This window comes from Acinetobacter sp. WC-743, assembly GCF_000335555.1.
Classification (GTDB): Bacteria; Pseudomonadota; Gammaproteobacteria; order Pseudomonadales; family Moraxellaceae; genus Acinetobacter; species Acinetobacter bereziniae.
Genome location: NZ_AMFQ01000006.1, coordinates 1 through 14,304 on the forward strand (window position 1 = coordinate 1; position 14,304 = coordinate 14,304).

Annotated in this window: 15 protein-coding genes; 4 read left to right on the plus strand and 11 right to left on the minus strand. The window is 36.9% G+C overall.

The window, feature by feature from the left end:
• Together ACINWC743_RS00270 and ACINWC743_RS00275 are read right to left on the minus strand one after the other, a co-directional pair.
• A partial coding sequence (locus tag ACINWC743_RS00270; protein ID WP_009583906.1) for a 3-oxoacid CoA-transferase subunit A occupies positions 1–610 on the minus strand: 610 nt, incomplete at its 3' end.
• Positions 607–1,485, minus strand: coding sequence for an intradiol ring-cleavage dioxygenase (locus ACINWC743_RS00275; RefSeq protein WP_009583930.1), 879 nt, complete (start codon positions 1,483–1,485; stop codon positions 607–609). The genes ACINWC743_RS00270 and ACINWC743_RS00275, both read right to left, overlap by 4 nt.
• A gap of 118 nt (positions 1,486–1,603) precedes the next feature.
• On the opposite strand from ACINWC743_RS00275, the gene ACINWC743_RS00280 reads away from it, so the two are divergent.
• Positions 1,604–2,524 (plus strand): LysR family transcriptional regulator, encoded by a 921-nt coding sequence (locus ACINWC743_RS00280; RefSeq protein ID WP_035299863.1) that lies wholly within the window; start codon positions 1,604–1,606, stop codon positions 2,522–2,524.
• A gap of 258 nt (positions 2,525–2,782) precedes the next feature.
• On the opposite strand, the gene ACINWC743_RS00285 is transcribed toward ACINWC743_RS00280, so the two are convergent.
• The 5 genes from ACINWC743_RS00285 to ACINWC743_RS00305 form a co-directional block, all read right to left on the minus strand.
• Positions 2,783–3,994, minus strand: coding sequence for a DcaP family trimeric outer membrane transporter (locus ACINWC743_RS00285; RefSeq protein WP_009583950.1), 1,212 nt, complete (start codon positions 3,992–3,994; stop codon positions 2,783–2,785).
• Positions 3,995–4,026: 32 nt separating this feature from the next.
• Positions 4,027–5,349 (minus strand): MFS transporter, encoded by a 1,323-nt coding sequence (locus ACINWC743_RS00290; protein WP_009583903.1) that lies wholly within the window; start codon positions 5,347–5,349, stop codon positions 4,027–4,029.
• Between the two features lie 123 nt (positions 5,350–5,472).
• Positions 5,473–6,450: an amidohydrolase family protein gene (locus tag ACINWC743_RS00295; protein ID WP_009583919.1), complete on the minus strand. Its 978-nt coding sequence runs from the start codon at positions 6,448–6,450 to the stop codon at positions 5,473–5,475.
• 33 nt (positions 6,451–6,483) lie between these two features.
• Complete coding sequence (locus ACINWC743_RS00300; RefSeq protein ID WP_009583939.1) at positions 6,484–7,671, minus strand: flavin-dependent monooxygenase; 1,188 nt, start codon at positions 7,669–7,671, stop codon at positions 6,484–6,486.
• Positions 7,672–7,694: 23 nt separating this feature from the next.
• Entirely contained in the window at positions 7,695–8,201 is a 507-nt protein-coding gene (locus ACINWC743_RS00305; RefSeq protein ID WP_009583915.1) for a flavin reductase family protein, read from the minus strand.
• 229 nt (positions 8,202–8,430) lie between these two features.
• Here ACINWC743_RS00305 and ACINWC743_RS00310 point away from each other — a divergent pair, with 229 nt between their 5' ends.
• Positions 8,431–8,871, plus strand: coding sequence for a MarR family winged helix-turn-helix transcriptional regulator (locus ACINWC743_RS00310; protein ID WP_009583934.1), 441 nt, complete (start codon positions 8,431–8,433; stop codon positions 8,869–8,871).
• A gap of 89 nt (positions 8,872–8,960) precedes the next feature.
• Here the strand turns inward: ACINWC743_RS00310 and ACINWC743_RS00315 are convergent, their stop codons facing one another.
• From ACINWC743_RS00315 to ACINWC743_RS00325, 3 genes are all read right to left on the minus strand, one after another.
• Positions 8,961–9,317 carry a DUF1304 domain-containing protein gene (locus ACINWC743_RS00315; RefSeq protein ID WP_009583956.1) on the minus strand — a complete coding sequence of 119 codons (357 nt, stop codon included), beginning with the start codon at positions 9,315–9,317 and terminating at the stop codon, positions 8,961–8,963.
• A gap of 64 nt (positions 9,318–9,381) precedes the next feature.
• Positions 9,382–10,359, minus strand: a complete 978-nt coding sequence (locus tag ACINWC743_RS00320) for a zinc-binding dehydrogenase (protein WP_009583958.1) — start codon at positions 10,357–10,359, stop codon at positions 9,382–9,384.
• Positions 10,360–10,363: 4 nt separating this feature from the next.
• Complete coding sequence (locus ACINWC743_RS00325; RefSeq protein WP_035299870.1) at positions 10,364–10,972, minus strand: TetR/AcrR family transcriptional regulator; 609 nt, start codon at positions 10,970–10,972, stop codon at positions 10,364–10,366.
• 439 nt (positions 10,973–11,411) lie between these two features.
• On the opposite strand from ACINWC743_RS00325, the gene proP reads away from it, so the two are divergent.
• Together proP and ACINWC743_RS25215 are read left to right on the plus strand one after the other, a co-directional pair.
• Positions 11,412–12,893, plus strand: coding sequence for a glycine betaine/L-proline transporter ProP (gene proP / locus ACINWC743_RS00330; RefSeq protein ID WP_009583935.1), 1,482 nt, complete (start codon positions 11,412–11,414; stop codon positions 12,891–12,893).
• Positions 12,894–12,996: 103 nt separating this feature from the next.
• A complete protein-coding gene (locus ACINWC743_RS25215) occupies positions 12,997–13,137 on the plus strand; it encodes a hexameric tyrosine-coordinated heme protein (RefSeq protein WP_350327981.1) in 141 nt (46 codons plus the stop codon).
• A gap of 137 nt (positions 13,138–13,274) precedes the next feature.
• Here ACINWC743_RS25215 and ACINWC743_RS00335 read toward each other — a convergent pair whose 3' ends face one another.
• Positions 13,275–14,294: an AraC family transcriptional regulator gene (locus ACINWC743_RS00335; RefSeq protein WP_009583900.1), complete on the minus strand. Its 1,020-nt coding sequence runs from the start codon at positions 14,292–14,294 to the stop codon at positions 13,275–13,277.
• Positions 14,295–14,304: the final 10 nt, after the last annotated feature.

Below are 14,304 nucleotides of genomic sequence, written 5' to 3' on the forward strand. Positions count from 1 at the left end.
CAGGATCAAGTTGACCGAGTTCTGCGATTTCAGAAACCTGTGCAATGGTGACATCCGCCGCCATCGCCATAATCGGTCCAAAGTTTCGTGCAGATTTACGATAGACCAGATTGCCCCAACGATCGCCTTGATGGGCTTTGATCAAAGCAAAATCAGCTTTGATTGGATACTCAAGCACATAGTCTTTTCCGTCGATATGGCGGGTTTCTTTTCCTTCGGCAAGCAATGTACCAAAACCTGTTGGTGTGAATACTGCCCCTAAACCCATTCCCGCTGCTTGAATGCGGCATGCCAAGTTTCCTTGAGGAACAAGTTCTAATTCAATCTTGCCTGCATGATAGAGTTCATCAAATACCCATGAATCAGACTGGCGCGGGAATGAACAGATGATCTTACGTACAGCCCCTGATTTGAGGAGTTTTGCCAAACCATAATCGCCATTGCCTGCATTGTTGTTGACAATGACCAAGTCTTTGACGCCAAGCTCAATCAATCCATCAATTAGCTCTGCGGGTTGTCCTGCTGTTCCAAAGCCACCAATCATAATGGTTGAACCATCCTTAATTTGTGACAAAACCTCTGTCAATGAGCCGGCACGCTTATCAATCATTGGACAGCCTCAACTTTTTGTTTATTTAAAATAAAATCAAAATCTAATGTATAAAAAGGTTCATGTTGCTCTATACCATTGGGAGCAATACCATTTTCGTGTTTAAGCCAATTTGCAATTAAAGAAGTACGCACCCCAAAAACAGCATCAGAATCTAAATAATCTCCTTCAGCTTTAAATACATGAGTAACTAAACGCTCATAACCTGGAGCAGAAATCATAAAGTGTAAATGAGCTGGCCTCCATGGATGTCGATTTAATGCTTCCAGCATTTTGCCTACAGGACCATCGTGGGGAATTGGATATGCTTCAGGAACAATAGTCTGAAAATAATATTTTCCATCTCGATCTGCATGAAAAACAGCTCTACCTTGATATACGTCTAAATGTTGTTTTTGTACATCATAGAAACCTTCGTCATCTGCTTGCCAAACTTCAATCTCAGCATGCGGTATGATTTCACCATCAATCCCTCGAATAGTGCCATTTACAAACCAAGATGTTCCATTTATTCCCTCACTCATATTTGCACCTAATGATAGATGAGGAGCATCTTTGACATGAAAAGGACCAAATACAGTGGCTTCTGTACAACCTATTGGCTTTTTATGGTTCTGGGCAATAACTAAGGTCGATAAGCCGAGTGTGTCTGATAAAAGAATAAATTCTTGACGTGTTGGACTACAAATTTGCCCAACATCTGTTAAAAACTTTACACCAATCTCCCATTCTTCCTCAGTGAGCTGAACTTCTCTCGCAAAGGAATGAAGATGCTGCACTAAGGAGTGCATGACGTCTTTTAATCGCTCATTTTCAGCCAAAGAATTTCTTTCAATAACAGCTTGCGTGATTGTTCTTTCATCTAGATTTTTCATAATTTTCCATAAAATCAATCTTACTCCTATGAAACTCATGCTAAGCTGTTAATTATTGAAATAAAATATTGGTTAGGAAAATCTTTATTTCATTTAGGAAATAATAGGAAAGGATCATATGGACAGATTAACAAGCATGGAGTTATTTGTTGCTGTTGCAGAACTGGGTACACTCAACAAGGCAGCTGAAAAGTTAGATATATCGAATGCTGCTGCCACTAGACATATTACTGCATTAGAAAATAGATTGAATGTCAGACTGATTGAACGCAGTACACGTCGATTATCTTTGACAACGATTGGAACTGAATACTATAAAAAATGTAAAGACTTACTCTCTGAAATTGATCAAGCTGAATCATCAATTACTTCCTCAGCAGTTGAACCTGAAGGGACCGTGACCATTACTTCATCTATTTCATTTGCGATTATGCATATCACCCCTTTAATTCCGAAATTTAATCAACTCTATCCCAAAATAAAAATTAATTTGATCGGTGCAAACCGTTACCATGACATTATAGATAGCAATATAGATATTGCGATTAGAACCCGTGAGTTTGAACCTGACTCTAATTTAACCATTAGAAAACTGGCGACAACACATCGTATTTTAGCTGCTTCTTATGACTACATAAAACGAAAAGGAAAGCCTAAAACCATTGAAGAACTTCAAAATCACGATATTTTACTGTATAGCCATGCGAATAATCCAAGGATGTTGAGTTTCAGCAAAGAACAGGAAACAAAAAACTTCGCTTTAAATCCAATTATGGAAACCAATGATGGTCAAATCGTCCGCTCTGCTGCATTAAATGGTGCTGGAATTTTGATCCAACCGCTCTACATTATTTATCAAGATATTGTTGAAGGCAGGCTGATTCCAATTCTCACAGATTGGCAACTCCCAGAACTTACCGTTAATATTGCATTTCAAAGTAGGCAATTTATGCCAATAAAGAATCGGCTTTTTATAGATTTTCTAATTGATGATTTTAAAAATAAAGAATATGAACGTTATTGGGGCTCGATTCAATAACGCTCCTCTTTTTAAAGTTCAAGTCGATTGTTCTATCTCAAAAGTATTACAACAAATAAAACAGCACATCAAAATTCTACTATGAATCATATTTTAAAACTGTTTCATAAAGCACTGTGTAAGATAAATAACTTGCTTGATTCAGTTTCTATTCTAAATTAGTTTCTGTTGTATTTGATCAAAAAATTAAGTCATAAATAGACAAGAAGATAGTACCTCTTTCTTGTCTATTATTATGCTTTAATTAAAAACACTCACTTAGAAACTATAGATCGCAACGAGATTAAGACGATTATCAAGACCTTGTTTATTTTGGAAAGTTTCTCTTTTACCATAAACATATTCCATTCCAAAAGTAACTGGTCGAGTTGGGTTATACATCATATTTACCCAGCTTTGCCAAAGATTTTTATTAATCCGTCCTTCATTGGTAAAATTCTGACGATATCTTTGATTATCACTAAACGACATATAGCCATAGCCCCACGTACCACGCAACTTTGGACTATATTTGTAAGTAACCCCAAGGGCTAATGAATTAAATTCATTCTTTTCAACGATATCATTTGTCACAGGATTAATTGCAATTCCCGGATTAGTCCATGCGACAAAACTACTGTCACCATTAACATGGTAATAATCCATTTTCAGCTCTGTTTCAGGGTTGATCTGATATTTAGTACCCAATCCAATCCCCCAAGAAAAAGTCTCATCTGATGCCGTCCTCTTTTCAGTCGCTAGCGTTCTAATACTTATCAAACCTTTTCCATGATCAAACTTCTGATTCAATCGTAACGTTAAAGCTGGTAACCTTGTATAAGTTTGCGCATCTTTAGAGTCCTCCAAGGCACTCACTAATGCAGTCTGACTTCCTAAAGACCATGTATGGCGAAGCTGCATAAATCGGCGAACAGATCCACCGACATATCCCAAACCATCGATCGTTTCAGGCATAAAATCTGGCATTGCAAAGTTAGACCATGTTTGACCAATCAACCACTGATCATAAGTTAAATAAGCATGCCTTATTCTAAATTGATCAGCATTTATTCCACCTAAAAAATCAAACTCTAACTTACCTGCAACATGATTACTTTCAGATTTGATGTCCATGCCTAAACGACTGGCAGCCAAAGTTGATTTAAAAATGTCTGAACTTAAGGCACTACCTTCCAAAGGAACAGTGTTAATCTGATTATATAGTCTCGGTGCATCTCCACCATCAGTTTGATAAGAAAAATCAGCTCTAACGGAACCATATAATTGAATATCAAAATCAGGTTTGTGTTTAACATTCAGATCATTTGATCGTATTTTTTCCGTAGTTCGGTTTTGAATTTGCTCAACAGAAGTTTCTAACTTTAAAATTTTCTGTTCAAGATGAGTTATATCACTAGCAAATGCTACATGCGTAGCGATTAGCAAACTTGAAAAGGCAATAGCTCTTCCGCCCAAGTTAATAGGATTCATACAATACTCCATTATTGTTAGATCAATTTGAATTAATTGTTTTTAGGTAAGTGACCGAATTTCCAAAAGATTAATACACCAATAAGTGCAATCGTAATTGGAACAGTAAAAGCAAAGAAAAGATTTGGAATGCTCCATTGTAAACGCATTAATTCTGCGCCAATAAGCGGTCCAAAAACAGAACCCAACCTTCCGATACCTAGAGCAAATCCTGCTCCAGTAGAACGAAATTCAGTTGGATAAAACACCGCACTTAATGCATTTAGTGCTACCTGTGCCCCTAAAATACAGAAACCCGCAGCGCCAATGACCATTAATACTAGTGAAAGATTTGTTGTGAGTTGACCAATAGAGCCTATAGCAATAATTGCCCCAACAAAGGTTACACTCAAAATTACCCCAAACCCTTTCCTATCAATGATCCAACCCAAAATCAGATTTCCAACCAATCCTCCTATCCAGAATACGGCGCCTGCCCAAACGGCTTGAGATTGATTATGACCAGCTTCAGTCATCAAAACAGGCAACCATGTTGCTAGAAAGAAATTCGCAAGCATATTCATAAAAATAATGACCCAAAGCATCACGGTACCAATGGCTAGATTATTTTTAAAAAGTTGAATGAGTGCCACACCATTTCTTTTCGTTTCATGGGTGATAAATTGCGTATCTTGACTGATAGCTTCTTTGTATCCAAGCTTAATCAGCCAGTCTACGATATATCCTTTTCTCTTACCCTTAACTGTTAAAAATAAAAGAGATTCAGGTAACTTGAAAAACATGAGAATAACGAGAGCTAGAGGGGCAATTGCACCAATCAAAAAAACACTTTGCCAACCAAATATAGGAATCACACTGGCTGAAATTATTCCTCCAATTACCCCTCCAAAAATGAAACCAGAAGAAATAATCATCATGGTTGTAATACGTATTTTTACTGGACTAAATTCGCCTGCTAAAGACACTGCATTTGGCACTATTGCCCCTAAACTTATGCCAGCTATGAATCGTACAATAATTAAATAGCGAATATTATCTGCCATTATTGTTGCAAACATACTGACTGAAAGCAGTAAAATTGCAGTAATAAGTATAGGTCTACGTCCAAATTTATCAGCTAAAGGTGCAAGAAAAATTGCACCTACAGCCATCCCTAATAAGCCTGCTCCAAACACAGTACCAAATGCTTCTTTCGCTATCCCCCATTCTTTAATCAATGCTGGAGCAACATATCCCATTGCTTGAACATCAAATCCATCAACAATCATACAAAGGGCACAAATCACCAAAGCCCATAAATGATGTCTACTGACTTTACTACGATCCAATACGTCTGATACGTTAATTATTTTCATTATAGCCTCCCTAGCAATTACAATAGGAGTTGTCATCGCTTAATATAGAGTTCGATTTCCACTCCACTCATTTTTAAAGCTCATCCTGATGCTTTAAAAATATAAGTATTTATAATCAATATCTTATTTCAGGTTAAATAGTTTTTTAGCATTTAGATAACCAATTTTTTTGCGATCATCAATTGAGATGGGTGCTTGATCAAACCAATTCGCGGCATGATCAATATTCTCAAATGGCCAATCGGTAGAAAATAAGATCTTATCTGAACCAATTTCTAACATTGCATCAATCAATGTTTGTGTTCTGAAATTACCTGAGGTTGTGATATAGAAGTTTTCATTAAAATATTCATGAATTTTTTTCTTTGCAGGATAGTTCGGTTCAACTTTCACCCAAGCATTTCGGTTATCAATACGCCACATCATATATGGCAAACCTTCGCCCATGTGCCCCAAAATAATTTTCAGTTTTGGATGTTCATCAAATAAACCCGACCCCATTAATCGCAATGCGTGTACAGCTGTTTCTTGTGCAAATGCCCATGTTGGTCCCATTAGCCATGAATGTCCTTGATAAATACGGCTGTCCTCTGGCAATGGATTACGGGGATGTAAATAGAACGGTATATCAAGCTCTTCAACTTTTGCCCAAAACATTCGATATTGAGGTAAATCGTAATATAATATTTCTTGGGTATTTTCACTTTGACTAAAACCGTTGACTAATACACCAACAAAACCCAACTCCTTAATACAACGTTCTAACTCAATTACTGCTGCTTCAGGATCTTGCATAGGTAAAGTTGCAAAACCTTTAAAACGTTCAGGTCGTTTCGCACACTCTTCAGCTAAATAATCATTCGCCCTTTTTGCAACCTTTATTGCTTCAGCATGATTTGGTATAGCTTGAACAGCTGGCGCATTGAGTGACAAGATCATTTGCTCGATCCCATGCTTGTCCATGAGTTCTAAACGCGTATCGTGAATATCCAATAATCGCGCTTTCAATTCGATCCAATAATTATCTGGAACAAAACCTGCTGAATCCATGACAGTTTCTGGAATTGCAAAGTGTTCTTCTAAAGCTATTTTACCGTTCATATAAACATTCCTTGTGTTTTTGGATGATAAAAATTAAAACTGCCCTTTGGGTTCTAGACCAAGCATTTGTTGACCAATCATTGTTCCAACAGCATCCCAATTCATACTTATATGACGTGCTACAGCATTGGTATCACGCCAAGCGCGCTGGACAGGGTTATCTAAGTTAAGACCCAGCCCGCCTGTAGAAGCATTTAATGCTTCCACAGCGCGTAATGCCAAAAGAACAGAAAACCCTTGACCACGTCGACTGATTAGACGGTCATCAATTGAAAGTATTTTTTTTGAGGCTGCTAAGCTTTCCGCTTTTATTACATCTCGAAGTAAAATTTCGCGTGCCGCATCTATACTTGAAACCGCTTCTGCAACACGCAATTGAATCGTTGGAAATTCTGCCATTTTATTATTATGACCAGCGACAGCGCCGCGGGTCACACGTGCTGAAACTGTGTCTAAATAGCTTTCTAATGCCCCCTGTGCAGCGCCTACACCAACGGATGCCAAACAAGACGGCACTCCCATTAATAAAGGTATTTTAAATACCCCCCCTGAATATTGTTGTGAACCAGGAGTTTGACCACTGACAGCATCTTTAAACTTTAAAATACGATGTTTGGGTATCTCTACATTTTTTAAGACTAAAGTTTTTGATCCAGTTCCTGCTAACCCAATAACATTCCATGTATCTTCAATCTCATATTGTGTTGCTGGAACCAACAAAAAGGCAGGCGTAAATCCTTCACCTTCGGGTACAAATGCAGCACATAACGACCATTGTGCATGATCACACCCGCTAGCAAACGACCATTTTCCATTCAATATATAGGTGTCACTTGTTTCTGTAGCATGAGTTACTGGTGCATATGAGCCGCAAATCAGAGCCTGAGAATTTTCAAGCCATACATCATCCTGAGCTTGTTTGGGAAACATTGCTAAAAGCCATTGGTGTGCGGAAAGTAAACCCGCAACCCATGCCGTAGAGGCACAACTGGCTGCAAGCTCAATATTGGCATCAACCAATTCAAAAAAACTAAGTTCATCTCCTCCATATCGCTTAGGTTTCACAGCATCAAAATAGCCAATTTCAAATAATAATTGCATATTCTCAGATGGAACTTTACGTTGATTTTCAGTGTGTAAAGCACTTTCTTTAAATGTATTTTTGAGTTTTTTCACCTTTTCTTTTAGGCTAATGTTTTTAAGATCAAGCTTTGTATTCATAGATTCATCCTTGGTGTAATTATTCAATTGATCTTTGGACTAGTAATGCAGTACTGAGTATTTTCGTATAGCAAAGGAATATGATCTTCCTTAACATCAGCTTCAATTACTCTGCCAATAAATAAAGTATGTGTGCCGTAAGGAATTGCGGCTACGCGTTTACAGACTACTTTTGCCAAAGCATTTTCAAGTGCTAATACACCACTCGAATGGCGTTCCCAACAGCCAATTTTGAAGCGTTCTTTGGGGATGACTTGTCCTGAAAAAGCATTTGAAATTTCCTGTTGTTCGGCGCTCAACACATTGACTGAGAATGTAGGTTGATTCAGCAAAATTTCATGTAAAAAGGTCTTATTATTTATACAAACCACCAAAGATGGAGGCTCCATTGAAACAGACATTACCGCTGTTGCTGTCATTCCATGATCCACACCATCTTTATTGCTCACGATGATATTCACTGCTGACGGAAATCTACGCATAACTGCGCGAAAATGTGTGCCAATATCATCCATAATTAGCTCATTCATTGAATTTTCCTTTTTCAACCTCTATTGCAATTAAAATATTTGCATAAACAAATGTTGTCAATGCAATATAAATTACAATATTGAAATTCAGAATTCCAAAAATAATAAAATTATATAAAATAAAGACTTAAAACTTATAAATCATTATAATATTTGGACATACAAATGTTTTATTTAAAACATTTGTATGGTGTATGATAGAAATAAAGAAAAGAATTGAATGAAATTTATGAACTATAGATTTACCACTTCATTACCCTACTTGCTAAATCGTGTCGGTGTTCGTATGGGAGAAATTTTTTCAGAAAGACTGCTTGAATATAAGGTGACTTTACCGATGTATCGGGTCATGGCAGTTTTAAGACAAGAAGGCAAACAAAGTCTTGGCGATTTAAGTAATATGGTGACTGTAGAACTTTCCACCCTATCTAGATTGATCAAATCAATGAAAAATAGAGGTTTAGTTTCTAGTATCCGATTAGAAGAAAACGCTCGTATGGTACATATTGATCTAACAGAACAAGGTCACTTGCTGATTGAGAAACTTATGCCTGTTGCTGCTGAATTTGAATCTGTAGGTACAGCATCTTTTAATGATGACCAGATTGAATGGCTTAAAAATGCACTCATTCAAATGGGGGAAAATTTTGAAGAATTGCATTTTAAATAGCCAACATCAAAGTATAGCTCCCCCCTTTTGATCTAGATGCTGAATCATTTTATTCTCAATAAAATTAAAATGAGAGCATGGCTCTCATTTTATATATGGAAATTTACCGCAAGCAATGCCAATAGCGCTGGGATTGCTTGTATATAAATAATTTTTTTACTGGCAGTCAGTCCACCATAAATACCTGCTACCAATACACAAGCGAGAAAGAAATTCGCCAACGCAGTTGCATAGATTTCAGGTGCACATAAAGACCAAAATAAACCAGCAGCAAGAAAACCATTATACAGACCTTGATTTTGCGCCATCACTTTGGTCAGTTGTGCTTTCTCTAAAGTGTTGCCAAATGCTTTTAACCCATAAGCTTTATCCCATAAAAACATTTCTAACACCAGAATATACACATGCAACAGTGCAATTAAACCGATTAAAATTTGCCCAACCATGTTTTTTCCTTATTTTTAAATATGGTAATAGATCAGCACTACTGCCGATCTATGTCAGATACGATTATGGCTTTAACAGTACTTTACCTTGACGCGCGCCTTGAGTAGCTTTCGCCGCAGCTTGTTTAATTTGATCAAAACTAAATATGCCTTCAACTGGGAGTACCAATTTTTTCTGAGCGGCAAGCGTCAATAGTTCAACAATCAAAGCTTTTTTACGTTCTTTAGACAACTGCTTATTCACTACACTTGCCCAAAAACCTTTCACTACGGCTTGTTTAAAAATCAAATCACCCGAAGAGATCTGCATCAGCTCCCCAGTCATACTTCCGAAAGAAACCAAGACACTATTTTCACTGAGTAGAGCCAACATTTCACCACTGGCTTTACCACCAATTGAATCTACCCCAGCCATCAAAGGCTGATCTGCATGGATTGCTTTGACTTGTTGTTTCCAATCTGCCTGATCTGTAGCAACAACGTTTTCAATACCTAAGGCATTCATTTCTGCAATAGCTTCACTACGGCGAACCAAGTGAATGACTTTTTGACCACGAGCCTGTGCAATCATGGCTACTGTTTTGCCCACAGCACCATTGGCAGTATTTTGAATCAACCAATGATCTTTGTGAAGATCTATAAAATCTAGCAGCATCAATGCGCTGATTGGCATACCAATCAATTGAGCCGCTGTTTCATCGTCAATTGTATCTACTAATGGAACCACACCATGTGCGGGTGCAATAAAATACTCTGCCCAACTGCCATGTACAGCTGCAACAGCAACACGTTGTCCCAGCGATACTTGCTCTACACCCTCACCCAAAGCATCAATGACGCCGACACCTTCACTTCCTCCAATTGCTGGAAGTGTAGGCTTGTAGCCATAATTACCTCTTACCGTCCATACATCATGATTATGGATGGGTGATAAAATCATTTTAATACGAACTTCGCCTGCTTTCGGTTCAGGTTTAGGCATTTCCGCTGACTCTAATACATCAACTGGTTCGCCAAAATTACGGTGGATAATACTTTGCATTTGTTCAATCCTTTAATGGTTTTAGTAATTGCTGTGTTGTTTCCAATGCAAGATAAAGCGGTTGTTTATCTTGTGCGAGTCTTGCCAATAAGGCTGCACCTAACCAAAGCTGATACATGGTTTGTGCCATTTTTTCAGGTTCAATATGTATTGGAATTGAACCATCTTGTTGCCCTTCACGAAGTAAATTCGTAATACGTTGTGTCAGCTTGCTTACGCCAAAATCTAAAATTTGACGCATATCCTCAGACAAATCTGAGACCTCCGCTGCAAGTTTTACAATTAAACAGTTTTCAGCCCAACCACCATCATCATGGCTTGGGTCATCAATCCATGCTTGCCAAAGTGCCACTAAACGCGCATATGCATCGCCCTGTTCCATCTGCATAAGCTCATCTATTTTGACTTTATAATCAGCGAGATATTGCTTTAAAAGCTCGCATCCAAATGCCTCTTTGGAGGCAAAATAATGATAGAACGATCCTTTCGGAACATCACAAGTCTTTAAAATTTCCTGCAAGCCCACTCCAACAAAACCCTTATGTAACACTAATTTATAACTGGTGTTGAGGATATGTTGTCGAGTTGCTTCACTTTTATCTGATCTTTTCATGACTACACTATAACCAGTAATAGACCAGTCGTCTAGTGGATTTATTTGTGGTGTAGTATTGCTATTTTTAATCGGTACAAATAGTTAATTCGCAACGAATTACATGATATTTATTTAATTTTTAGTTTTAAACTGACAAATTCTCTTTCCTCCTCTGCTGGTCAGTATTACTTCTATACATTTTAGACTGTTTTTTAAACATTAAATTTATTACACAATGACAGCATTTTTTATACACTTTATTCATGATTAGCCAACACATAAACTCAACAAAAAACCTAAAATTATAATCAATTGATATTTATTAATTTTCTAAGCATCCGGTGATCTGGATGTGTTTATGAACGATGTTTTAATCGTACCTCTCCATATTTTATCTTTTGATTATGTTTTTTAGTGAAAACTGTAAAACAGAGTCATAAATCAGGATTAAGCATATATGTATAAAAGAAAAATCAAACCCCTTGAAATCGATGATGTCGAAATTATTGATTATGATAAGACAAAAAAAGCCATTAAAGCAGCAGCTTTAGGAAATGCGATTGAATGGTTTGATTTTGGTGTTTATGGATATGTGGCTTATGTATTAGGTAAGGTTTTTTTTCCTAATTCCTCACCCAGCATACAAATGATCGCTGCTTTAGCGACCTTTTCAATTCCCTTTATATTTCGCCCTTTGGGTGGATTGTTCTTTGGTTTATTAGGGGATAAATATGGTCGTCAAAAAATTCTGGCAATTACCATTATTATCATGTCGGTCAGTACTTTTGGTATTGGATTAATTCCATCATATGAGAGTATTGGAATTTGGGCACCGATCTTATTACTGATAGTAAAAATTGCACAAGGCTTTTCAGTTGGTGGAGAATATGCGGGTGCAGCAATCTTTGTTGCCGAATATTCACCAGACCGAAAACGTGGCTTTATGGGTAGTTGGCTTGATTTTGGGTCTATTTTAGGTTTTGTCGTTGGGGCTGGTGTAGTCTCAATGATCAGTTTTGCCGTAGGTGAAGCAGCCTTTGTCGATTGGGGCTGGCGAATTCCCTTCTACTTAGCACTTCCTTTAGGATTGATTGGCTTATATCTACGTCACTCCTTAGATGAAACACCGACCTTTCAAGCACATTCCGAAGCGCAATCACAGCTCAAGAAACCACAAAAAGTCGGTTTTAAACAAATTTTACGAGATCACCAACGTAGTTTATTGGTCTGTGTGGGATTAGTGCTGTGTACCAACGTCACTTACTACATGCTTTTGACCTATTTACCCAGTTATTTTTCACACAACTTAGGCTATTCAGAAAATCATGGTGTTCTGATTATTATCGCAGTCATGGTTGGGATGCTGTTTGTACAACCTTTTGTTGGTATGCTCAGTGATAAAATAGGTCGTCGCCCCTTTGTTTTCGCAGGCAGTATTGCACTGATTGTCTTGTCATACCCTGCCTTCTTATTGCTTGCAACCAACAACGTTTATTTGATCTTCTTGGGTTTATTGATGTTGGCACTTTCATTAAATATGCTGATTGGTATCATGGCTTCAACCCTGCCTGCACTTTTCCCGACAGAGATTCGTTATAGCGCACTTGCAATTGCTTTTAATATTTCGGTGGTCATTGCCGGTTTAACGCCAACGATTACGGCGACCTTGGTGGAAACTACACAGAATATTATGATCCCAGCTTATTATCTTGTGGTTTGCGGTTGTTTTGGTGTGATTACTGCAATTTATCTTAAAGAAACTGCAAACTTACCACTAAAAGGTGCAAAACCAATGGCAGTGGATATGGAAGAGGCTGAAGAACTGTTAGAACAGTATCATGACAATATCGAGCAAAAAATCGAAAAAATTGATGAAAAAATCGAGGAGTTACAAGAAAAGCGTGATCATCTTGCAAAACAACATCCTGATATAGATTAAAAAGGCACTGAATAATTGTTGTCGATACTATGAAACTAGCAAATAAATAATTTATTTAAAATGGTGCTTGCTGTCCTTCCCCATTATAGAGAGTGAGCACTAAATTTATGCCAATAATGCAACCATGCTTATCTGGATTGATCATGTCGTTGCAATTGAATTTGCAATTATCGCAGTAGCCAACAATTATTGGTTAAAAGACAGTTTTTGGAGTAATTCAAATAAAATCATGATTTTAGCTTAAATAAAAAAGTTATTCAGATTTTGAAAAGCCGAGTTTAAAATATGCAGAGAAGGTTAAAATAAAGGGTAATTATATTAAGCTTGTTTTTAAGGTACGCCTATAAAACAAGCTTAAATATATTCAAATAATCGCTATAATTATTCGTTATTTCTATTTTTTTCCATATCAAACTCCTTACGCCATTGTATTGGACTGATGCCATACCAAGATTTAAAAGCTCGGTTAAAAGAACTTTGTTCGTTATAAGCGAGTAATGCTGAAATCTCATTAATATTTAATGACTTATTCTCAAGATATTGAAGTGCAAGACCTTTTCGAACCTGATTAAGACGCTGCTTAAATGTATAGCCCTGTTTCTGAAGTTTGTACTGAAAAATTCGAGTTGTTAAACCGACCTTTTTTGCAACATATTCAATACTGATGTTGCCTTGGTGAATTGCTTTGATGATATTTTTTTGTACCAGTTCATCAAATGAATTGTATTCAGGAAGCTCGGTTAATAAAATATCTGCTTGCCGATTTAAAATTTTTTTTAAGATTGGATCAGCCCTGTTGATCGGTAAATTTAAATTACTTTTTGCAAAAAACATGCGTGTTTGGTCTTTGGAAAACTCAACATTGCACTCAAAATACTTCTCATAAGTGCGTGGATTTTTAGGTCGATCAAATACAAAATCTATCTTATTTAATTTTACTTTGTTGGGTGCAACAATGATGTTTACAATATTAAAGAATATAGCAATCATAGTTTCATCTGCCAGCTTCCCTGCTTTAAAGTTTGAATCAAACTCCCACGATACAACGATGTTATCATCATCAACTGAAACACCCATTTGCATAAAATCATAACAAAGCCTTTGATATTTAATAAAAATAGGCAGAGCATCAAGTAAGCTTTCACAAGATAAGCCAATATATCCCAAAATACCTAAATGCGCAGGTTGGACATATTTTGCGATCTCTAAACCTAAAGCAGGTTTCGAGTAATGCTGTTCTATTTGATTGAGCATAGACAGCCATTCAGTAAATGGGATTCTTTTATCAACGTTATTTATATTTGATTTTTTAGTAACCTTTAAATTTTTTTTTAAAACAAAAAGTTCTAATAAATCAATTAAACCGCTTGTCACAGACTTTAAACTATAAATACGCTTCATCTTTAATTCC

Excerpts from the sequence above, each read along its gene's own strand:
- ACINWC743_RS00275 (WP_009583930.1), bottom strand. The coding sequence starts at position 1,485 with ATGAAAAATCTAGATGAAAGAACAATCACGCAAGCTGTTATTGAAAGA.
- ACINWC743_RS00280 (WP_035299863.1), top strand. The coding sequence starts at position 1,604 with ATGGACAGATTAACAAGCATGGAGTTATTTGTTGCTGTTGCAGAACTG.
- ACINWC743_RS00285 (WP_009583950.1), bottom strand. The coding sequence starts at position 3,994 with ATGAATCCTATTAACTTGGGCGGAAGAGCTATTGCCTTTTCAAGTTTG.
- ACINWC743_RS00290 (WP_009583903.1), bottom strand. The coding sequence starts at position 5,349 with ATGAAAATAATTAACGTATCAGACGTATTGGATCGTAGTAAAGTCAGT.
- ACINWC743_RS00295 (WP_009583919.1), bottom strand. The coding sequence starts at position 6,450 with ATGAACGGTAAAATAGCTTTAGAAGAACACTTTGCAATTCCAGAAACT.
- ACINWC743_RS00300 (WP_009583939.1), bottom strand. The coding sequence starts at position 7,671 with ATGAATACAAAGCTTGATCTTAAAAACATTAGCCTAAAAGAAAAGGTG.
- ACINWC743_RS00305 (WP_009583915.1), bottom strand. The coding sequence starts at position 8,201 with ATGAATGAGCTAATTATGGATGATATTGGCACACATTTTCGCGCAGTT.
- ACINWC743_RS00310 (WP_009583934.1), top strand. The coding sequence starts at position 8,431 with ATGAACTATAGATTTACCACTTCATTACCCTACTTGCTAAATCGTGTC.
- ACINWC743_RS00315 (WP_009583956.1), bottom strand. The coding sequence starts at position 9,317 with ATGGTTGGGCAAATTTTAATCGGTTTAATTGCACTGTTGCATGTGTAT.
- ACINWC743_RS00320 (WP_009583958.1), bottom strand. The coding sequence starts at position 10,359 with ATGCAAAGTATTATCCACCGTAATTTTGGCGAACCAGTTGATGTATTA.
- ACINWC743_RS00325 (WP_035299870.1), bottom strand. The coding sequence starts at position 10,972 with ATGAAAAGATCAGATAAAAGTGAAGCAACTCGACAACATATCCTCAAC.
- proP (WP_009583935.1), top strand. The coding sequence starts at position 11,412 with ATGTATAAAAGAAAAATCAAACCCCTTGAAATCGATGATGTCGAAATT.
- ACINWC743_RS00335 (WP_009583900.1), bottom strand. The coding sequence starts at position 14,294 with ATGAAGCGTATTTATAGTTTAAAGTCTGTGACAAGCGGTTTAATTGAT.